Annotated in this window: 19 protein-coding genes; all 19 read right to left on the reverse strand. The window is 65.3% G+C overall.

The window, feature by feature from the left end; translation table 11 throughout:
- Positions 1-50 precede the first annotated feature (50 nt).
- On the reverse strand, positions 51-2,612 hold the full coding sequence (locus ACZ60G_RS19350) for an ATP-dependent Clp protease ATP-binding subunit (RefSeq protein ID WP_465811431.1): 2,562 nt from the start codon (positions 2,610-2,612) through the stop codon (positions 51-53).
- A gap of 250 nt (positions 2,613-2,862) precedes the next feature.
- Positions 2,863-3,801, reverse strand: coding sequence for an esterase/lipase family protein (locus ACZ60G_RS19355; protein WP_465811432.1), 939 nt, complete (start codon positions 3,799-3,801; stop codon positions 2,863-2,865).
- 443 nt (positions 3,802-4,244) lie between these two features.
- The gene (locus ACZ60G_RS19360; RefSeq protein ID WP_465811433.1) at positions 4,245-4,913 is read right to left on the reverse strand and encodes an anthrone oxygenase family protein; all 669 of its coding nucleotides are present in this window, start codon (positions 4,911-4,913) and stop codon (positions 4,245-4,247) included.
- A 136-nt stretch (positions 4,914-5,049) separates the two neighbouring features.
- On the reverse strand, positions 5,050-5,610 hold the full coding sequence (locus tag ACZ60G_RS19365) for an FHA domain-containing protein (protein ID WP_465811602.1): 561 nt from the start codon (positions 5,608-5,610) through the stop codon (positions 5,050-5,052).
- Between the two features lie 251 nt (positions 5,611-5,861).
- On the reverse strand, positions 5,862-6,221 hold the full coding sequence (locus tag ACZ60G_RS19370; RefSeq protein WP_040686163.1) for a histone-like nucleoid-structuring protein Lsr2: 360 nt from the start codon (positions 6,219-6,221) through the stop codon (positions 5,862-5,864).
- A gap of 115 nt (positions 6,222-6,336) precedes the next feature.
- Entirely contained in the window at positions 6,337-7,803 is a 1,467-nt protein-coding gene (gene lysS / locus ACZ60G_RS19375; protein WP_465811603.1) for a lysine--tRNA ligase, read from the reverse strand.
- 309 nt (positions 7,804-8,112) lie between these two features.
- Entirely contained in the window at positions 8,113-8,535 is a 423-nt protein-coding gene (locus ACZ60G_RS19380) for a rhodanese-like domain-containing protein (protein ID WP_364489266.1), read from the reverse strand.
- 8 nt (positions 8,536-8,543) lie between these two features.
- Positions 8,544-9,140, reverse strand: a complete 597-nt coding sequence (locus ACZ60G_RS19385; RefSeq protein ID WP_465811434.1) for a cysteine dioxygenase — start codon at positions 9,138-9,140, stop codon at positions 8,544-8,546.
- 179 nt (positions 9,141-9,319) lie between these two features.
- Complete coding sequence (locus ACZ60G_RS19390) at positions 9,320-10,114, reverse strand: type III pantothenate kinase (RefSeq protein WP_465811435.1); 795 nt, start codon at positions 10,112-10,114, stop codon at positions 9,320-9,322.
- Entirely contained in the window at positions 10,114-10,533 is a 420-nt protein-coding gene (panD, locus tag ACZ60G_RS19395; protein ID WP_040686161.1) for an aspartate 1-decarboxylase, read from the reverse strand. The genes ACZ60G_RS19390 and panD overlap by 1 nt, the downstream gene beginning before the upstream one ends.
- 14 nt (positions 10,534-10,547) lie before the next feature.
- The gene (panC, locus tag ACZ60G_RS19400; RefSeq protein ID WP_465811436.1) at positions 10,548-11,525 is read right to left on the reverse strand and encodes a pantoate--beta-alanine ligase; all 978 of its coding nucleotides are present in this window, start codon (positions 11,523-11,525) and stop codon (positions 10,548-10,550) included.
- A 47-nt stretch (positions 11,526-11,572) separates the two neighbouring features.
- On the reverse strand, positions 11,573-12,517 hold the full coding sequence (locus ACZ60G_RS19405) for a Rossmann-like and DUF2520 domain-containing protein (RefSeq protein WP_465811437.1): 945 nt from the start codon (positions 12,515-12,517) through the stop codon (positions 11,573-11,575).
- 244 nt (positions 12,518-12,761) lie between these two features.
- Positions 12,762-13,817 carry a DUF6779 domain-containing protein gene (locus ACZ60G_RS19410; protein WP_465811438.1) on the reverse strand — a complete coding sequence of 352 codons (1,056 nt, stop codon included), beginning with the start codon at positions 13,815-13,817 and terminating at the stop codon, positions 12,762-12,764.
- A gap of 70 nt (positions 13,818-13,887) precedes the next feature.
- Positions 13,888-14,358, reverse strand: coding sequence for a DUF3180 domain-containing protein (locus ACZ60G_RS19415; protein WP_387294284.1), 471 nt, complete (start codon positions 14,356-14,358; stop codon positions 13,888-13,890).
- 2 nt (positions 14,359-14,360) lie between these two features.
- On the reverse strand, positions 14,361-14,894 hold the full coding sequence (gene folK / locus ACZ60G_RS19420) for a 2-amino-4-hydroxy-6-hydroxymethyldihydropteridine diphosphokinase (RefSeq protein ID WP_465811439.1): 534 nt from the start codon (positions 14,892-14,894) through the stop codon (positions 14,361-14,363).
- Between the two features lie 73 nt (positions 14,895-14,967).
- Positions 14,968-15,372: a dihydroneopterin aldolase gene (folB, locus tag ACZ60G_RS19425; RefSeq protein ID WP_465811604.1), complete on the reverse strand. Its 405-nt coding sequence runs from the start codon at positions 15,370-15,372 to the stop codon at positions 14,968-14,970.
- A 23-nt stretch (positions 15,373-15,395) separates the two neighbouring features.
- Complete coding sequence (gene folP / locus ACZ60G_RS19430) at positions 15,396-16,223, reverse strand: dihydropteroate synthase (RefSeq protein WP_465811605.1); 828 nt, start codon at positions 16,221-16,223, stop codon at positions 15,396-15,398.
- A gap of 80 nt (positions 16,224-16,303) precedes the next feature.
- A complete protein-coding gene (gene folE / locus ACZ60G_RS19435; RefSeq protein WP_040686186.1) occupies positions 16,304-16,894 on the reverse strand; it encodes a GTP cyclohydrolase I FolE in 591 nt (196 codons plus the stop codon).
- 199 nt (positions 16,895-17,093) lie between these two features.
- Positions 17,094-19,475, reverse strand: a complete 2,382-nt coding sequence (gene ftsH, locus ACZ60G_RS19440; RefSeq protein WP_465811440.1) for an ATP-dependent zinc metalloprotease FtsH — start codon at positions 19,473-19,475, stop codon at positions 17,094-17,096.
- Between the last annotated feature and the right edge of the window lie 90 nt (positions 19,476-19,565).

Consider the following 19,565-nt stretch of genomic DNA (forward strand, 5'->3'; position numbering starts at 1 on the left):
ATGCCGCCCACCGGAAAATCCGGTGGGCGGCATCTTCTAGCCGTTGCGACTTACTCGCCGGCGGCCTCGGCCGTGGGGGTGCCTTCGCCCGCACCCGTGAGCACGACCTCCGGCTTCTCCTCGGTGGCTGCCGCCTTGGTCAGCTTCGCCTTGCCGGTGAAGGTGAACTTGGCGTTCTCGCCGGAGCCCTCGCCGTCCCAGCCCTCGACGTCGACCACGATGGTCTGTCCCGGACCGATCTCGCCGAAGAGGATCTTCTCCGACAGCTGGTCCTCGATCTCGCGCTGGATGGTCCGGCGCAGCGGCCGGGCGCCGAGCACCGGATCGAAGCCGCGCTTGGCAAGCAGTGCCTTGCCCTGCGGGGACAGCTCGATCTCCATGTCCTTGTTCTTCAGCTGCGTGGCGACGCGGTTGATCATCAGATCCACCATCTCCACGATCTGATCCGTGGTGAGCTGGTGGAAGACGATCACGTCGTCGATGCGGTTGAGGAACTCGGGCCGGAAGTGCTTCTTCAGCTCGTCGTTGACCTTGAGCTTCATCCGCTCGTAGTTCGAACCCTCGGCGTTGGACTGGGTGAAGCCCAGGCCGACCGCCTTGGAGATGTCCGAGGTACCCAGGTTCGAGGTGAAGATCAGCACGGTGTTCTTGAAGTCGACCGTACGTCCCTGGCCGTCGGTGAGACGACCGTCCTCGAGGACCTGCAACAGGGTGTTGTAGATCTCCTGATGTGCCTTTTCGATCTCGTCGAACAAAACGACCGAGAACGGCTTGCGGCGCACCTTCTCGGTGAGCTGGCCGCCCTCTTCGTAGCCCACGTACCCGGGCGGGGCACCGAAGAGCCGCGATGCGGTGAAGCGGTCGTGGAACTCACCCATATCGATCTGGATGAGCGCGTCGTCGTCGCCGAACAGGAAGTTCGCCAGCGCCTTGGACAGCTCGGTCTTACCGACACCGGACGGACCGGCGAAGATGAACGAGCCCGAGGGACGCTTCGGATCCTTCAGACCGGCGCGGGTGCGGCGGATCGCCTTCGACACGGCCTTGACCGCGTCCTCCTGGCCGATGATCCGCTTGTGCAGCTCGTCCTCCATGCGGAGCAGACGGGTGGTCTCCTCCTCGGTGAGCTTGAACACCGGGATACCGGTCCAGTTGGCCAGCACCTCTGCGATCTGCTCGTCATCGACCTCGGCCACGACATCCAGATCACCGGAGCGCCACTGCTTTTCGCGCTCGGCGCGCTTGGCGACCAGCTGCTTTTCCTTATCGCGCAGCCGCGCCGCCTTCTCGAAGTCCTGCGCGTCGATGGCGCTTTCCTTCTCCCGGCGCGCATCGGCGATCTTGTCGTCGAATTCGCGCAGGTCCGGCGGGGCGGTCATGCGACGGATGCGCATGCGCGCACCGGCCTCGTCGATCAGGTCGATCGCCTTGTCCGGCAGGAACCGGTCGTTGATGTAGCGGTCGGCCAGGGTTGCCGCGGCCACCAGCGCGCCATCGGTGATGGACACCCGGTGGTGCGCCTCGTAGCGGTCGCGCAGACCCTTGAGGATATTGATGGTGTGCTCGACCGTCGGCTCGCCGACCTGGACCGGCTGGAACCGGCGCTCGAGTGCGGCGTCCTTCTCGATGTACTTGCGGTACTCGTCGAGCGTGGTCGCACCGATGGTCTGCAGCTCACCGCGGGCCAGCTTCGGCTTCAGGATCGAAGCGGCGTCGATCGCGCCCTCGGCGGCACCCGCACCGACGAGCGTGTGCAGCTCGTCGATGAACAGGATGATGTCGCCACGGGTGTTGATCTCCTTGAGCACCTTCTTCAGGCGCTCTTCGAAGTCACCGCGGTAGCGGCTGCCCGCGACCAGGGAACCCAGGTCGAGGGTGTAGAGCTGCTTGTCCTTCAGCGTCTCCGGGACCTCGCCGTTGACGATGGCCTGGGCCAGACCCTCGACCACGGCGGTCTTACCGACACCGGGCTCGCCGATGAGGACCGGGTTGTTCTTGGTGCGGCGGCTCAGCACCTGCATGACGCGCTCGATTTCCTTCGAGCGGCCGATGACCGGGTCGAGCTTGCCCTCGAGGGCGGCCTGGGTCAGGTTGCGGCCGAACTGGTCGAGCACCAGCGAGGTGGACGGGGTACCGGCCTCGCCGCGCGAACCGGATTCCACCGGCTCCTTGCCCTGGTATCCGGACAGCAGCTGGATGACCTGCTGGCGCACCCGGTTGAGATCCGCACCCAGCTTCACCAGCACCTGCGCCGCGACACCCTCACCTTCACGGATCAGGCCGAGCAGAATGTGCTCGGTGCCGATGTAGTTGTGGCCGAGCTGCAGCGCCTCGCGCAGGCTCAGTTCCAGCACCTTCTTGGCACGCGGGGTGAACGGGATGTGACCGGACGGAGCCTGCTGGCCCTGGCCGATGATCTCCTCCACCTGGCTGCGCACACCCTCCAGCGAAATACCAAGGGATTCCAGCGACTTCGCCGCTACGCCCTCGCCCTCGTGGATCAACCCAAGCAGGATGTGCTCGGTGCCGATGTAGTTGTGGTTGAGCATCCGGGCCTCTTCTTGGGCCAGGACAACGACGCGCCTCGCGCGGTCGGTGAACCTCTCGAACATCGCTCCCTCACTCTCCTGCTCCGAAATTCTGGCATCCGACGCTTCCGTGGCGTCAGCCTGCCATGAAGCCCGGGGGTTGCGGCCCCGGCCTCCACTCTAGTTGGCAGGGGATTACGCCGCCTCCAGTCCACCCTATTGGGGACCGGCGACAACACGGTCATTCACTCATAACGTGCTAGTTGCGGGATACGTTTCCGCGCAGGTTTTGCCCTCAGCGAAATCGCCGGTCGCCGCTTCCCAGCCGTGGGTGTCACCCGGTGAACGGTGGGACGAACTCGCACGGCACCTCGCGCGCATGCGCCGGATCGAGGGCGTTGAGCACGAAGCGGGCGGTGCGGGGACTGCCCGCGATCGCCAGATGTTCGGAGAAGTCGATCGCGCATCCGTCCTGGACCACGATATTCGTCACGTTCGGCCCCGGCACGAAGCCCGAGTCGTACGGGACGACGATCTCGTCCAGGCTGCCCATGATGTTGGTGTAGGTGATGCCGGGAACGTAGACGCCGTCGCTGTTGAGATCCCGCAGGAAGGTTGAATCGCGTAACAGCTCGGTGCAGGCCTGGCACAGCGAACCCGCCGCAGCCTGGAAGTAGGGCCCGGCGCCGAGACGGTCGGCGAATGTGGCCACATCCGCCCCGCCGCCCGCGTTGGTACCGCGCCAGGCCGGTGCGATCGATACATATTCATCGATCTTGTCCGCACCGCCGAGCCGCTTGGCGTAGTAGTTCGGCAGCACCGTGCCCTGCGAATGCCCGACCACATCCATCTTGCTCGCCCCGGTCGCCGCGAGCACCCGATCCACGAACGCCGCGAACTGCACGGCGCTCTGCTCGATCGGCAGCATCCCGCCGACCGCGGAGATCGGCCACGGCAGATCGTAGGCGCCGTAGGTCAGCGAGAAGACGCAATAACCTTCGTTCGCGAGCAGCGGCGCGTACAGTCCCCAATTCGTCTGTGCCCCACCACCCGTACCGTGCACGAGCACAACAGGATTCGGATGCGCCGCACTGGGTCGGCACCCCCAATCATTCGAACCCGGCAGCGAGCCACCGTGATTCACCAGCTCATTCGGAATTCCGGCGAAGAAGTTGTAGTCGACCGGATATTCGGCCTGCGCACTACCACCCGCACCAACCCACAGCACGGCCAGCACGGCAACGACGATTGCGGACCCGGAAACACGCCGCATGGAGACCTCCAAAATCTGGAACGTGTTCCAGAACGTAGCGCAACTTATCGCCGCCCCGAGGGCAGTTCGAGCAAGTCGGCATACGAATCTCGTTCCCCGCCCGATGCTCACCGGCTATGCATCCGGTAGCGTTTCGACCGTGTTCGTACGGTGCGAGTTACCGGCGTCGATTCGGGAGGCGTACGGCATCGATCTCGCTTACTCCGGCTGGCTCGCGCCGAGCGATCAACATTGCGGCAGTGGCGAATCGGCTACCTCGTGATCCGCCGGAAACGCTCGGACCCGATTTGTCGAGCAGGTGCGAGCCGCGACTTCGGCATTGTCCGTCCCGCGCCCGTGGAACCGAACGGCCTTCCTGGAACAGGTCGCCGCAGCCGAACGCCGTCGGCGAGCCGATCACTGATCGGCTCGCCGACGGCGGCAGAGAACTAGTGGGTGGGTTCCTACACCAGGGAATGCGCACCCAGCGGCTGCGAGCCGGTCTGTCCGAATCCATACTGCTGAGCCATGATCGGCGCCCGGTACGGCTGTCCGGCGGATTGCGGACCGACGCTCGACATCGGCCGAGACTGCGAAACCTGCTGTGCGCCAACCGTACCCGCGGCTTGCGTGCGACCGTGCTGAATACCTGCCACGAACAGTGCCCCGGTCAGCACCAAGAAGGCCAGTGTGTGCAGGATGGCGCGGAGGATATTCCAACGGACCCAAGCGGATTCGAAATCGGCGCGGACCTTTGCCAGGTCACCGATCTGGGCCGGGTCGCCTGCCGCCGCGAGTTGGTCGTTGAGTGGGACATTCAATCCGGAGGTGACCGCGAAGGCGATCACATTGAGTGCCAGGGCCACACCGAGCCAGATCAGGGTGGTGCGGTGTTCCTTGCCCAAGTGCAGCGCCGCCGCGAGCAGTGTGAAGCCGACGGTGCCGAGGAATCCGAGCATGAACCACGGGTTGATGATGACCACATTGATCTTCTGCATCACATCGATCAGCGCGCGATCGTCGGTGCGGTTCAGCGCGGGCATCACCGATATCGCATAAGCGTAGAAAACGCCCGCGATCAAGCCGGTTGCGAGGGTGGCCGCCACCAGCGCGGCGAGTCGTAGCGCGAACATGAATTTCTCCTGCCTCGGAACCCGGACCTGATCCGATTTGCTCGGTCCGGCGATGAATCAAGTACACCGTTAACCGTCGCGACCATCCATGGTTCAAGCGCTCGACGACCTAAGCGAGAGTCCACGCCCGCCCGCGTCACAAGTCTCGGTCGGAGATCAATCCACTTTGCATGGCCAAACCGGCCAGTCGGACTCTTTTCTGATTCTGCGGCAGATTTTCCACACCGAACTTGGCGAACAGTGCCCGCAGATGTGTCTTGATCGCATCGACGCTGAGGAACAATTCCTCGGCGATCTGTTGATTCGAAGCCGGGGTCGCGAAACCCGCGCCGTTCTTATACGGACGGCACAGCGCGACCAGCACCGCGCGCTGGGTATCGGTCAGTGAGCGCAGCGTGGGAATAGTGCCGGTCGAGGTCCGCGTCGCATCGTCGACAACGCCGCCGAAATCGTGGAACGAGACCAGCGAGGTACCGACCCGGATCCGATCGCCCGCCATCAGCCGCCGCCGCCCGACGAGTCGCTCGCCGTTGACGAAGGTGCCGTTGCGGGACAGGCCGTCATCGACGATCGTCCAGTGCGCGCCTAGATATTCGACGGCCGCATGCAGCCGCGACACCTCCGCGTCCCAGCGCAGCGCCAGATCGGCCTGCGGGGAACGCCCGATGGTGACGCGGTGCTGGTCCGGGGTGAGCATGAACTCCTGCTGCCGACCCGAGTCATCAGTGAATCGCAGTAGCGATCCGACGAAACCAGTCACTGCGCCGATACCTCATCTCTCCATACCGCCAGTGACGCTCTTCGCACAGTTCCATGGTGCCGCGTCCTGGTACCGCGAGCAAGATCGAGTCGACTCCGAACCTTCCTCATATCGAAGGCCTATCACAAACGAGCCGCCGCCCGGGCGTCGCACGATTCGCCCGGGCGGCAGCCCAATTAAATAAGAACTCAGCCCTTCGCGGCCTTGTTGTACGCATCGGTGATGTCGGCCGAGATACGACCCCGCGCGGACACCTTGTGTCCATTCCGGCGCGCCCACTCGCGAATTGCAGCGCTTTGTTCACGATCGATCGAGACCCGGCTCTTTGCAGCTCCGGGAGCAGCGACCGCAGCCTTGACCCGCCGCCGACCACTGACCCGCCGAGCACTCGAAACCCACTCTTCCAAGCCGTCGCGCAGCTTCGCCGCATTTGCCGACGACAGGTCGATCTCGTACGACACACCGTCGATCGCAAACTCAATGGTCTCGTCCGCGATGGACTCACCATCGACATCGTCGATCAGGCTAACGGTGACCTTCTTTGCCATGAGATGAACGTCCTCTCGAAATCGTGCGACCCGCATACTAGGCCGATTACCCGAGGCAAGAATACCCCGAATTCGAAAAATTCCAAGACGAGGGCCGAACTATGCAATCCGATCGTCAGCGAGTGACTGGACGCACAATTGGGAACAGTATCGTTTCCCGGATTCCCAATCCCGTGAGTGCCATCAACAAGCGATCGATTCCCATACCCGTACCCGTTGTCGGAGGCATGCCGTGCTCCATCGCCGCGAGGAAGTCCTCGTCGAGTGCCATCGCCTCGTCATCACCTTGTGCGGCAAGCCGCGCTTGATCGACGAACCGCTCGCGCTGGATCACCGGATCGACCAACTCCGAATAGCCAGTTGCCAACTCGAAGCCGCGCACATAGAGGTCCCACTTCTCGGTAACTCCGGGCTTGCTGCGATGCTGTCTGGTCAGCGGTGATGTCTCGACCGGGAAGTCACGCACGAAAGTCGGGGCGTAGAGCTTGTCACCGTACTGGTGCTCCCACAGTTCTTCGACAAGTTTGCCGTGGCCATAGCCCTTGTCCTCGGGAATTTCGAGTCCGACCCGATCGGCGAGTGCAAGTAATTCCTCGATCGAAGTTTCCGGAGTCACCGATACACCCAGTGCGTCCGACAGCGAGGGGTACATCTCGACCGTCGCCCACTCGCCGCGGAGATCGTATTCGGTGCCATCTGCAAGGGTTACCACCTGCGTGCCGAAGACCTCCTCGGCAACTTCCTGCACCAATTCCCGAATCATCCGTGCGGAGTCATCGTAGGTGCCGTATGCCTCATAGGTTTCCAACATTGCGAACTCCGGGGAATGCGTGGAGTCCGACCCCTCGTTCCGGAAGTTCCTGTTGATCTCGAAGACCTGTTCCAGGCCGCCCACCACACAGCGCTTGAGGAACAGTTCGGGCGCAATTCGCAGGTAGAGATCGATATCGAGGGCATTGGAATGGGTGACGAACGGTCGCGCCGCCGCACCGCCGTGCAGCGTCTGCAGCATCGGTGTCTCCACCTCGAGGAAGCCGCGGCGCTCGAGCGCGTTGCGCATCGCGCGCACCACCGCGACCCTGGTCCTGGCCATTTCCCTGGCCTCTGGGCGCACGATCAGATCGACATAGCGCTGCCGAACCCGCGACTCCTCGTTCATCTCCTTGTGCGCCACCGGCAGCGGCCGCAGGGCCTTGGCCGACATGGCCCAGGAATCGGCCATAACGCTCAATTCACCGGTTCGTGAGGAGATCACCTCGCCGTGCACGAATACGAAGTCTCCGAGGTCTACATCGGCCTTCCAGGCCGCCAGCGCGTCGGCTCCGACACCGTTGAGGCTGATCATCGCCTGCAGTTTGGTGCCGTCACCCTCCTGCAGCGTCGCGAAACACAGCTTGCCGGTATTACGCAGGAAAATGACACGCCCGGCGACACCGGCCTGCAGACCGGTCTGGGTGTCCGGCTCGAGCTCCGGATAGGCGGCCCGAATTTCACCGAGAGTATGTGTCCGTGGCACCACCACCGGATAGGCATCACCGCCATCGGCGATCAACCGCTCGCGCTTCTCGCGCCGAATCCGCATCTGCTCCGGAACATCGTCCGCGGCGGGCGCGGGACGGTTGGCTTGCCCCGCAGGAACCGAACCCGCGGAGCGACCGGATGAAGGCGTGTTCGGGTTGCTCACGTTCAACAACACTAGCGGGCACCGGAAATCGATTTGCGGGCCGCCCGGGCACGACCGGCCGCTAACGAATCAGACGTGCCCGGAACGGTCCGTCATGTCCTGTTTCGCAACCTTCTCCGGCACGCCGAATAGCGGGCGCGCTCCGGCAATCATCCGAAAGCCATTGCGCGCCTGTATGTTTCGAGATGGAAGTGGTTCGGCCTGAATTTACAGTGTTGCCAACGCCTCGACCTCGCGGGCGAAGTGCGGCGCCCGGACCCCGACACTGAGCAGACCGGCGGCCTTCAATGCCTGATAGCCACCGATCACATCGGTGGCCCGATGCAGACCGAGTTCCTGCAGCGCGGCCGCGGCGAGACTGGAGGTAAAGCCCTCCGAGCAGACGACGATCCATTCCACATCGTGATCGGTGGCCAGCGCCAGCCGGGCCGAACTCGACGGATCCAAACGCCATTCCAGGACATTCCGTTCGATCACCAGCGCACCCGGCAGTGCGCCCTCACGCGCGCGCTGCGCCTGCGGCCGGATATCGACCAGAATCGCGCCCCGATCGAGCGCCTGCGGCGTTTCGAAGGCATAGATCCGATTCAGGCGGGCCCGCGCGTTCTCGAGCATCTGATCGATGGACAAACGGGGCATCACATATCACCTTCGGGCTGGTCGGTGAGGACGGTTCGGGAGCGCCGCAGGGTGCCGTGGCCGGTCACCTCGTAATAGGACATGGCGGTGAGCGGCGGTGAATAAGCGTGCACGCTGAGCGTCGGATCGAGCGGCCCGGCAGATTCCACGGCAGCAGATGCGCGCATCACATCGTGCACCCAGCCGATCGGGAACGAGGCCTGGTCTCCCGCGGTCAGCGTGCGCCTGCGCAGTTCCGTTCCGTTCCAGCGGAATTCCGAGAGCGCGCCGCTGAGCACGGTCAATGCGCCGAGCGAACCAGCGTGGTCGTGCAATTCGGTGGATTTGCCGGGAGTCCAGCTGATCAGCCAGACATCGACCTCGTCGTCGGAAAGCAGCCGGGTGGCCCAGCGCTCATCGGCGGGCCAAATTCCATTGGCCGGCAACAGATGGTCGTAGCGTCCCGCGAGCACGTCTTCGGCGCCCTCGTCGGTCAGCCGGAGCAGATCGGCGGGACGCAGGCGGGTGGGTAATGCGGAGGAGACGGCACGATCCAACGGCGGAGTAGCCGAAAGGGCATTACGTGCGGAATCGAGAGAAAGAACAGAAGAACGCATCAGCGAATCTCCAGGAGTATGTCAACGGTCGAGGGACTTGGTCAGCCTCGAACGGTCGAGGCAGGTCAGCCTCGACAACACTCCTGGGTGCTCACGCGGGAATACACGGATGCGAGTGTATCAGCGCGAAAACCGCCGGCAAAGCGCCAGGTCATGCGCGAGCACTCCGGGTGGGCATATCAACTACCCTTACGGCGCTGATTGCGCTCGTAGACCAGGCGCAATCCGGTCAATGTGAGATGCGGCTCGTGGTGGTCGATCGTCTCCGATTCCGGCACGATCAACGGTGCGGTGGCACCGGTCGCCACCACCGCGACATCGTCACCGGCGAATGCGTCGAATTCATCGCGAATCCGATCGATCAGACCGTCCACCAAACCGGCGAAGCCGAATATCGCCCCGGATTGGATGGCCTCGACGGTGTTCTTGCCGACCACCGAACGCGGCCGCGCCAACTCCACCCGGCGCAATGCGGCACGCTCGATGAGCGCCTCGCTGGAGATCTCCACACCCGGTGCGAGCACACCGCCGAGAAACTCGCCCTTGGCCGACACCAGATCAACGGTGGTGGCGGTGCCGAAATCCACGACAACCGCGGCAGTGCCGAATCGATGATGTGCGGCAAGGGTGTTCACGATGCGGTCCGCGCCGATTTCCTTGGGATTGTCGACGAGCAGCGGAATACCAGTTCGCACACCGGGTTCCACCACCACATGCGGCACATGATCCCAATAGCGAGTGAGCATCGATCTGATCTCGCGCAGTACCGGCGGCACGGTGGACAACGCCGAAACTCCGACGATCTCCTCGGCCTGATCACCGACCAATCCGCGCACCTGCATGGCGAATTCGTCCGCGGTCAGCAGCGGATTGGTATGCATCCGCCAGTGCCGCACCAGCTGCGCGTGATTACCACTGCCCGAGAACAATCCGAGCTCGATGCTCGTATTTCGGACATCGATGGCCAGCAGCATCAGACGGTGGTCAGTGAGCGCGGAGTGACCAGACCGGAACCCGCCGGGGCATGCGCCGGATCGGAACCGAGATCGGTCGCACGATTGTGCTCGTCGACGAAGACGACCTTCGGGGCGTATTCCTTCAGCTCCGCCTCGTCCATCATGCCGTAGGCGATCAGGATGACCAGGTCACCGGGATGCACGAGATGGGCGGCGGCGCCATTGATCCCGATGACGCCCGAACCGCGCTCACCGGCGATCACATAGGTCTCCAGCCGGGCGCCGTTATCGATATCGACAATGCAGACCTGCTCACCCTCGAGCAGATCGGCGGCGTCGAGCAGATCCTGGTCGACGGTCACCGAGCCGACATAGTGCAGATCGGCGTGGGTCACCGTGGCGCGGTGGATCTTCGACTTCATCATGGTGCGCAACATCGCTGTCGCCCTTCCTAAATATTGGCCTGGGCAGGCTGGGAGTCGGTCGCGGCGGTGCGCGAATCGGGAAGTGTGGGATGGCCACCATCGACGGGGGCGCCGAGTGCGACGGCCGTGTTGTCGATCAAGCGGGTCGAGCCGACCTTGGCGGCGATGAGCAGTCGCGCATTGCCGTTCGCGGGGGCGGGGCCGAGTGTGGACGACCGCAATTCGAGATAGTCGACATCGACACCTGCGGTCGCGTCGAGCACCGCGCGCGCGGCCGCCAGCACGGCTTCGGCGCCGAGCGCGCCCGCATGCCGACCCGCGGCGAGCGCCGCCGACAGGGCCAGCGCCGATTCGCGCTGTGCCGCATCGAGATACCGATTGCGGGAGGACAGTGCGAGGCCGTCGGGTTCGCGAACCGTCGGCAGCGGCACGATCTTGACGTCCATATTCAGATCGCGCACCATCTGCCGGATCAGCGTGAGCTGCTGATAGTCCTTCTCCCCGAAAAACGCCTCGGTCGGGCACGCGATATTCAGCAGCTTCGCGACCACCGTCAGCATGCCCGCGAAATGCGTCGGGCGGCTGGCGCCTTCGAGCTCGGCGCCGATCGGGCCCGGATGCACAGTGGTGCGCGGGCCGTCCGGATACATATCCGACGCGCTCGGCGCGAATACCAGCTCCACCCCCTCGTTGCGCAGCAACTCGACGTCGGCGTCGAGGGTCCGCGGATATTTGTCCAGATCCTCGTTCGCACCGAACTGCAGGGGATTCACGAAAATCGAGACGATGACCACCTGATTGGTCCGCTTGGCCCGGCGCACGATCTCGAGATGCCCCTCGTGCAGCGCGCCCATGGTCGGCACCAGGCCGACGGTACGGCCGACGCCGCGCAGGGCCTTGGAGACCGCGGCGATCACCTCAGGATCGTGGTGCACGGTCAGCTCGCCACGCCGGTAAGCGCTGGACCCGATACGCCGCTCGCGGGGCCCTCCATGGTTACGCAAGCTGCCTCCTCCGGGCCCGTCGCTCGCGGCGGGCAATTTCGGATCCATCATCGGCCTCCCTCCAGCAGCTCGATCAGAGCCGGATTGGTCTTGGCGCGTTCGGCCGCGCGCAGCGACATGGCGCGATAGCCCGCGGCCAGCCGGATATCGACCGCTTCCAGAGCCGTCAGATGGGCGGCAACGGCATCCGTATCGCCGCGCGCTACCGGGCCGGTCAACGCGGACTGACCGCGGCGCAGGGCATTGTCGAGCGCGGCTGAAGCCAAGGGGGCGAGCAGGCGTTCGGCCAGACCGTTGGGTTGATCGTCGACGATCTGCTGGCCGAGCAGGCCCGGGCCAGCCAGTGCGGCGCGCAGTGCGTCGACCGCGTCCAGAATGACCGTGACCAGGTGATTACTGCCGTGTGCGAGCGCGGCGTGATAGAGCTGGCGATTTTCTTCCTGCACCCGAACCGGCTCACCGCCCATTTCGATCACCAGCGATTGCGCGATGGCAAAGCCGATTTCGTCGGCGGCGGTAATGCCGAAGCAGGCATTGCCGAGCCGGGCGACGTCCTCGTCGTGTCCGGTGAAGGTCATTGCCGGATGGATGGCCAGCGGCAGAACGCCACGCTCGGCCAGCGGAGCAAGCACGCCGACGCCATTTGCGCCGGAGGTGTGCGCGACGATGGTGCCGGCCCGGACCACCCCCGCGGATGCGAGCCCGCGCACCAGCCCGGGTAGTTCGGCGTCGGGTACGGCCAGCAGCAGCAGTTCACCGCGTGCGGCCACCTCCTCGACCGGCAGGATCTCGGAATCGGGTAGTCGAGTGCGGGCCCGATGCACCGAGGCATCGGAAATGGCGGCCACGCCGAACACCACGTGTCCGGCGCGCTCGAGCGCCGCGCCGAGTGCGGACCCGACGCGTCCCGCCGAGACGATTCCCACCGTCAAGCGTGCAGGCGCGGGGTCACCCGAAGCAGCGTTGTCAGGGTTGACGCTTCTCGAGGTCAACGTTGTCCTCTCGATGTCGTTCCAGTCCCGGACAGCCGGGTACCAGACGTTCCGCACCGAGAATATCGGCCCATGGCTCGCCGATGCCACGGGGCACCGCGTGATTTACAACGCAGTGCCTGTGTTTGATTGCCGCACCTGCGGCGCGGCGTGTTCGCGGCCCCCTGATGTCTCGCGAACGGTCGCTCGTAAGACTCGCTCCGTCGTGGCCGGGAGGTGCGTAACCGTCACCGCTCATCGGGAATCAGCGCCCGGTGCGTCCCTTTTCTTCGGACTGCAGGTTCGCCATGATCTCGGCCACCGAAAGTCGGCGCGAGGAGTTGCCGGAGTCGGCGTCCGGATCGACGCGGCGACGGCGGCGGGAGGTGGCGGCGCCCAGCGGCGGGACGCTGGTCGTCGGGTGCGGGGCGGGCTCCGGATGTGGCGTCGGGGTGGACGGCTCCTGCGACTCGGCTTCGGACGCGGTGGGCTCCGGCTCCGACAGGCGCGGCGGCACGGTGTACTCCAACGGCTGTAGCCGCGGCGGAACACCGGTCTTTTCCGGATCCTCGGTGAACGCGTCGGCCCAGCCGCCGGTGGTGGTGAGCGGGTCGTTGTCGCGGAAGTCGTCGACCTCGGCGTCGGCGATATCCGCATCATCGAAATCGTCGGCCGAGACGATCGCGGTCTCCGCGGTCACCGGATCGTCGAAGGGGCTGGCGAACCGCGGGGGCTCCGGATGATCCGATTCGAAGACCGGAGTAAAGGTGCTGGGGGATTGCTGGAACGCCATGTCCAGCCAGGTGTCGGCATTCGCCGAGCTATTGTTGGTCGAATTTCCGAATGCGCTCGGCAACTCTTGAATCCGGGTCGCATCGGCGCGCAATGCGGGTCGATCCATCGGCAGATCACCGTCGAAGAGCCGCTGCAGACTCTCGCGGAGCACGGTGAGTTCGGCGCGCAGCGCGGCCATTTCGGCCGCATCGGCACCCACCTCCGCGCGCACCCGCGCCTCAACGCCGAGCTCGTATTCGCGCCGGGCGGTCACCTCGCGTTCCAACTGGAGCTCGTACACCGTCTGCAGGTCACGGACCTTGGCTTTATCGATCGTGGCTTCCTTGCGGTACCGCGTCGCGGCCAAAGCGCCGACGACGGCCGCCCACAGCGCCGCCACCAAGCCGATCCGAACAAACTGCAGACGGTCACTGAAAACCAGGAAAACGCTGGCAACCAGACCGAGCAGAATCAATACGCCGATGAACAATTTTCCCGCGTCGTCCCGCCGTCGACGAGAGGTGCTGCTACGGGAGGGTGAAACCATGCACGCCAGGGTAGCTTGATCAGCCAGCCGCGCCCAGATTCCCGCGCGGTGATTCCGACGGGATTATTTGCTAAGTCGTTGCTGGATCATCCGAAGGGTCCTCCGGAGCCCGACAGCAATACTCCAACCACAGCGCCGCAGCTACCAAAGCCACCCCCGCCAGCATCCCGACAATGGCGCCGGGACTATCCGCACCCGCCGCATTCAAGGTGTCCCGCTGCGGATAGACCCAGAAAAGGAAACCCAGCCAGACACCGGCGGCCAGCGAGCCGACCTGCGCGGACGCCTTCGCCAGCGCGACCGCGCGGGCTGCGGTGATCGGATGCAACTGGTGGCTGCCGTCGCCGATCTGGTGTTCACTGACCCGTCCGCGAATTACGAAGCCGAGCGCAACTTCGATCGCGGCGACCGGATAAAGCGATGCGCCCGCGTAAATCGAGATCGGCGGGAAACTGCCATAGGCCATCCGCGTGAGCACCCAGGCGATGAGCGCCGCGATAACGACATTGGCGATGAGATCGAGAATCCGGGTCGGCTTCAGTTTCACGACGCCGATCCCTCCGCGGCCGACAGCACGAATTCGGTCGGCCGGACTCCGGCGCGTTCGGCCGCGTCGAGTTCGGCGAGCCGGTCGCGCACCGGCCGGGCGGTTCCATCGACATCGAGCTCCGCGTCCGGCTGCACATCCAGCCAGGGGATGAGCACAAAGGCCCGGCTGTGTGCCTGTGGATGCGGCAGGGTCAATTCCGGATCGTCGCTGCGGCAGACCGCGCCGCCCTCGGCACACCACACCACGTCGACATCGAGAGTGCGTGCGCCCCAACGCACCTCGCGCACCCGCCCGGCAGCCTGCTCCAACTGTTGCCCGAGGCGCAGCCAATCGTGCGCGCCGAACTCCGGATCATCAACCAGCACAACGGCATTGAGATAGTCGTACTGTTCGACCCCGCCCCATGGCGCAGTCGAGTACACCGGCGAAACCGCGACCACCCGATCCCCCAACCCCTCGACAACATTGCGCAGATGTGCGAGCCGATCGCCCAGATTCGAGCCGATCGACAAGACAGCGCGACTCATGGCTGCACCTCGCTGGCGCTCGGTTCCGCCATCGTCGGGGACGCTGTGTTGTTGATTCGCTCGCTGCGCTCGCTCATGGCTCCACTCCCCGCTGCCGCGAGGTGACCACGCGGACATCGGCGAAGGTATGCGGAATCGGCGCGGACGGTTTGTGCACGACGACCTCGACCGACTGGATGCGGGGATCGGTCATCACATCGTCGGCGATCTCGGCGACCACCTTCTCGATGAGATTGCGCGGCGGGCCCTGGATGATCTGCACGGCGCGCTCGGCGAGGGCGCCGTAGTCGATGGTGTTCGCGAGGTCGTCGGTGGCCGCGGCGGCGGCGAAATCGGTCCATACCGTCAGATCGACCAGGAACTCCTGGCCGTCGCGGCGTTCGTAGTCGAAGCAGCCGTGATAGCCATAGGCGCGCAGGCCGCGCAGCTCGATCCGGTCCAGCTCGGGCCCACCCGGCTCCAGGCCACCAGCCCTCATCGAATCGCTGCGCGATGCTGCGGTCATAGATCGGCTCCTCGGGTACTGTTTCGGGCGGCACGCAGCCAGGCGTCGGTCACGGCAATAGCATCCAGCGAGGCGCGCACATCGTGGACGCGGACACCCCAGGCGCCGTGCAGGGCGGCCAGCGCCGACACCGTCGCGGTGGCGGTCTCCCGGCCGTCGGGCGGGCGCGGGCCCGCGGCATCGGCGAGCAGGGCGCCGAGGAATCGTTTGCGGGAGGCGCCGATGAGAATCGGCAGCCCGTGGCCGACCAATTCGGGTAGCGCGCCGAGCAGCGCCCAATTGTGTTCAGCATTCTTGGCGAAACCGAGGCCGGGATCGAGTACCAGCCGGGACCGATCCACACCGGCCGCTACGGCCAGATCCACCTGCGTGGTCAATTCGGCGAGCACCTCGGCGACCACATCGTCGTAATGGTCGGCCGGACCGGTGTGCCGATAGTCCGCGCCCGCCCGCCAGTGCATGAGGATCCACGGAACCTCAGCTGCCGCAACGACTTTCACCATATCCGGATCGGCGCGGCCACCGGAGACATCGTTGACGACCGACACTCCGGCCGCGATCGCCGCCTCGGCGACACCGGCCCGCATGGTGTCCACACTGGTCGGCACCCCGGCAGCTACCAAGCCGCGAATGACCGGAACCACCCGCGCGGCCTCGGTTTCCGGGTCGATCCGCACCGCACCGGGCCGGGTCGACTCGCCACCGATATCGATGATGTCGGCGCCCGCCTCGTACAGCTCGATGCCGTGTGCGATGGCCAGGCTCGGATCGAGATAGCGGCCGCCGTCGGAGAACGAATCGCTGGTGACGTTCACGACGCCCATCACCACGCAGGAGCGACTATCGCGCGGCGCGACACTGCTCCGGAGGGGATCGGGGGCGTGGGTCGACACCGCGCGGTGCCTCACTTCCGCAGTATCAGATCGAGGGCCTCGGCCCGCGAGGCGGCGTTGGACTGCAGCAGACCGCGCACGGCGGAGGTGGTGGTGCTGGCGCCGGGCTTGCGGATACCGCGCATGGCCATGCACAGGTGCTCGGCCTCGATCACGACGATGGCGCCGCGCGGATCCAGCTTGCGCATGACGGCATCTGCGATCTGGCTGGTCAGCCGCTCCTGCACCTGCGGACGCTTGGCGTACAGATCGACCAGCCTGGCCAGTTTGGACAGTCCGGTCACCCGGCCGTGCGGGCCCGGAATGTAGCCGACGTGCGCGACGCCGTGGAAGGACACCAGATGGTGCTCACAGGTCGAATACAGCGGGATATCGCGAACCAGCACCAGTTCCTGGTGCCCCTCGTCGAAGGTGGTGTTCAGCACCGCATCCGGCTCGGTGAAGAGCCCGGCGAACATCTCCCGATAGGCGCGGGCCACCCGTGCGGGCGTATCGATCAGGCCGGGCCGGTCCGGATTCTCACCGACCGCGATCAGCAATTCCCGGATCGCGGCCTCGGCGCGGGGCTGATCGAACGGACTGCCGGTCTCCAGTGCGATCAGATCCGGCTCGGCCGGGCCCGCCCCGTTGTACTTGACCGGTTCGTCGAATTCGTCGAAAGCATTGGCATTCGCAACGGCACCGCCGCTCACATGCCCGGGCCCACCGACGTGATTGTTGGCCGACAATCGAGGACACCTCCAAAATCTCGGGCGCGAGCAATCTCCCCGCACCCAGATGGTCGAGCCTAATCGGCACGTGTCAGTGCCGACCGTTCGGTCCATCCCAATCGTGGTTCTCGCCCTCGTTATTCCCGGTGCCGTTGGCGGGCTCGTCATAGGCGTCGTTGCCGCGGCCCGGCTGACCCCATGGCTGCTGCGGCTGCGGGTAGCCGTGGCGCGGCTGCGGCTCACCCTGCCAGCCGCCGTGGCCGGGCTGACCCGACTGTTGCTGCGGCTCGTCGCGCGGCGGCCAACCCGGGGCGGACCAACCGGCCGGAGCACCGTAATCCGGCCGCGAGCCGTGCGTCGCGCCCTGTCGCGGATAAGCCGGGGACGGGGCCTGCGGCACCGGGTAACCGGGCGCGGGCTGCTGGGGGTGACCGCCGCCGTAGCGCGGTTCCTGATAACCGCCGTCCGGATAGCCATTGGCCGCGGCGGGTTCACGCTGCGGCAACTGCGGCAGCGACGGCGCCTGCGGGGGCCACGGCTCGCCGCGTTCGGCGGCCAGTTCACCCGGAGTCTTCACCGGCGGCTTATCCGACGGCACGCGCTCGCCGAAATCGTTGAACGCGGTGATGCGCGGACGCTTGTCCACTGCGGCGAGGATCTCCTCGAGATCCTTGCGGTGCAAGGTCTCCCGCTCCAGCAGCGCCGTGGCGAGCACATCGAGCACATCACGGTACTCGTTGAGGATGGCCCACGCCTCGGTGTGCGCGGCCTCGATGAGGTTGCGCACCTCCTCGTCGATGGCACCGGCAACCTCGTGCGAGTAATCCGAACCCATGCCCATAGAACGTCCGAGGAACGGGTCACCCTGCTCCTGGCCGTAGCGCACCGCACCCAGCCGCGCACTCATGCCGTATTCGGTGACCATCGCGCGCGCGATCTTGGTGGCCTGGTCGATATCCGAGGACGCGCCGGTGGTCGGCTCGTGGAACACCAGTTCCTCGGCCGCGCGGCCGCCCATCGCCATGACCAGGCGGGCGATCATCTCCGAGCGGGTCATCAGGCCCTTGTCGTCCTCGGGCACCGTCATGGCGTGGCCGCCGGTGCGGCCGCGGGCCAGGATGGTGACCTTGTAGACCGGCTCGATATCCGGCATCGCCCAGGCAGCCAGGGTGTGGCCGCCCTCGTGGTAGGCGGTGATCTTCTTCTCGTGCTCGCTGATGATGCGGCTCTTGCGGCGTGGTCCACCGACGACGCGATCCACCGATTCCTCGAGCTGCTCGCCGGAGATCACCGCGCCGTTCTCACGTGCGGTGAGCAGGGCGGCCTCGTTGACGACATTGGCCAGATCCGCGCCGGACATGCCGACGGTGCGCTTGGCCAGACCGTCGAGATCGGCCTCGGGCGAGATCGGCTTGCCCTGCGAATGCACCCGCAGGATGGCGCGCCGTCCGGCCAGGTCCGGATTGCTGACCGGGATCTGCCGGTCGAACCGGCCCGGACGCAGCAGCGCCGGATCGAGGATGTCGGGGCGGTTGGTCGCGGCGATCAGGATGACGCCGGTGCGATCGCCGAAGCCGTCCATCTCGACGAGCAACTGGTTCAGGGTCTGCTCGCGCTCGTCGTGACCGCCGCCGAGACCGGCGCCGCGCTGACGGCCGACCGCGTCGATCTCGTCGACGAAGATGATGCACGGGCTGTTCTGCTTGGCCTGTTCGAACAGGTCGCGCACACGGGAGGCACCGACACCGACGAACATTTCGACGAAGTCCGAACCGGAGATGGTGAAGAACGGCACCCCGGCCTCGCCCGCGACGGCGCGCGCCAGCAGGGTCTTACCGGTACCGGGCGGGCCGTAGAGCAGCACGCCCTTCGGGATCTTCGCGCCCAGTGCCTGGTAGCGGACCGGGTTCTGCAGGAAGTCCTTGATTTCGTAGAGCTCTTCGACGGCCTCGTCGGCGCCGGCCACATCCGCGAAGGTGGTCTTGGGCATGTCCTTGGACAGCTGTTTGGCCTTCGATTTACCGAAGCCCATCATGCCGCCGCGACCACCGCCCTGCATGCGCGACATCACAAAGATGAACAAGCCCAACAAGATCACCATCGGCAGCACGAACAGCAGGATCTGGGTGAACCAGCTGTCCTGCTTGACCACGGTGTTGAACGGCGCGCCGGACTTCTGCACGGTGTCGAAGACCTGGTTGGAGGTCTCACTGCCGCCCGGATACTTGGCAATGATCTTCTTGGAGCCGGAAGTGGCGTCGTTCCCGTTGTTCAGCTCGATGCGCAGCTGCTGCTCGCGATCGTCGATCTGGACGTTCTTGACGTTGCTCTTGTCGTTCAGCTGACTCAACGCCACCGAGGTATCGACGCTCTTCCAGCCGCGCGTGTCATTGCCGAAATAGCTGAACGCATAGATCACGAGCAAAATGCCCGAGACTATGGCCAGGGTGCGAAACACAGTCTTGCGGTTCATAGAGCTTAGGCCGGGCGGCCAGTCCTTTCCGGGTGTCTCCGGTGCATGCCTAGCGTGGCGTCGGGCGCGTCCCGTCCGGTTGTTCGGATG

This window comes from Nocardia sp. NPDC102475, assembly GCF_055584605.1.

Coding starts and splice junctions, on each gene's coding strand:
- ACZ60G_RS19350 (WP_465811431.1), bottom strand. CDS start 2,612: ATGTTCGAGAGGTTCACCGACCGCGCGAGGCGCGTCGTTGTCCTGGCC.
- ACZ60G_RS19355 (WP_465811432.1), bottom strand. CDS start 3,801: ATGCGGCGTGTTTCCGGGTCCGCAATCGTCGTTGCCGTGCTGGCCGTG.
- ACZ60G_RS19360 (WP_465811433.1), bottom strand. CDS start 4,913: ATGTTCGCGCTACGACTCGCCGCGCTGGTGGCGGCCACCCTCGCAACC.
- ACZ60G_RS19365 (WP_465811602.1), bottom strand. CDS start 5,610: ATGCTCACCCCGGACCAGCACCGCGTCACCATCGGGCGTTCCCCGCAG.
- ACZ60G_RS19370 (WP_040686163.1), bottom strand. CDS start 6,221: ATGGCAAAGAAGGTCACCGTTAGCCTGATCGACGATGTCGATGGTGAG.
- lysS (WP_465811603.1), bottom strand. CDS start 7,803: ATGCGGATTCGGCGCGAGAAGCGCGAGCGGTTGATCGCCGATGGCGGT.
- ACZ60G_RS19385 (WP_465811434.1), bottom strand. CDS start 9,140: ATGCGTTCTTCTGTTCTTTCTCTCGATTCCGCACGTAATGCCCTTTCG.
- ACZ60G_RS19390 (WP_465811435.1), bottom strand. CDS start 10,114: ATGCTGCTGGCCATCGATGTCCGAAATACGAGCATCGAGCTCGGATTG.
- panD (WP_040686161.1), bottom strand. CDS start 10,533: ATGTTGCGCACCATGATGAAGTCGAAGATCCACCGCGCCACGGTGACC.
- ACZ60G_RS19410 (WP_465811438.1), bottom strand. CDS start 13,817: ATGGTTTCACCCTCCCGTAGCAGCACCTCTCGTCGACGGCGGGACGAC.
- folK (WP_465811439.1), bottom strand. CDS start 14,894: ATGAGTCGCGCTGTCTTGTCGATCGGCTCGAATCTGGGCGATCGGCTC.
- folB (WP_465811604.1), bottom strand. CDS start 15,372: ATGAGGGCTGGTGGCCTGGAGCCGGGTGGGCCCGAGCTGGACCGGATC.
- folP (WP_465811605.1), bottom strand. CDS start 16,223: ATGGGCGTCGTGAACGTCACCAGCGATTCGTTCTCCGACGGCGGCCGC.
- ftsH (WP_465811440.1), bottom strand. CDS start 19,475: ATGAACCGCAAGACTGTGTTTCGCACCCTGGCCATAGTCTCGGGCATT.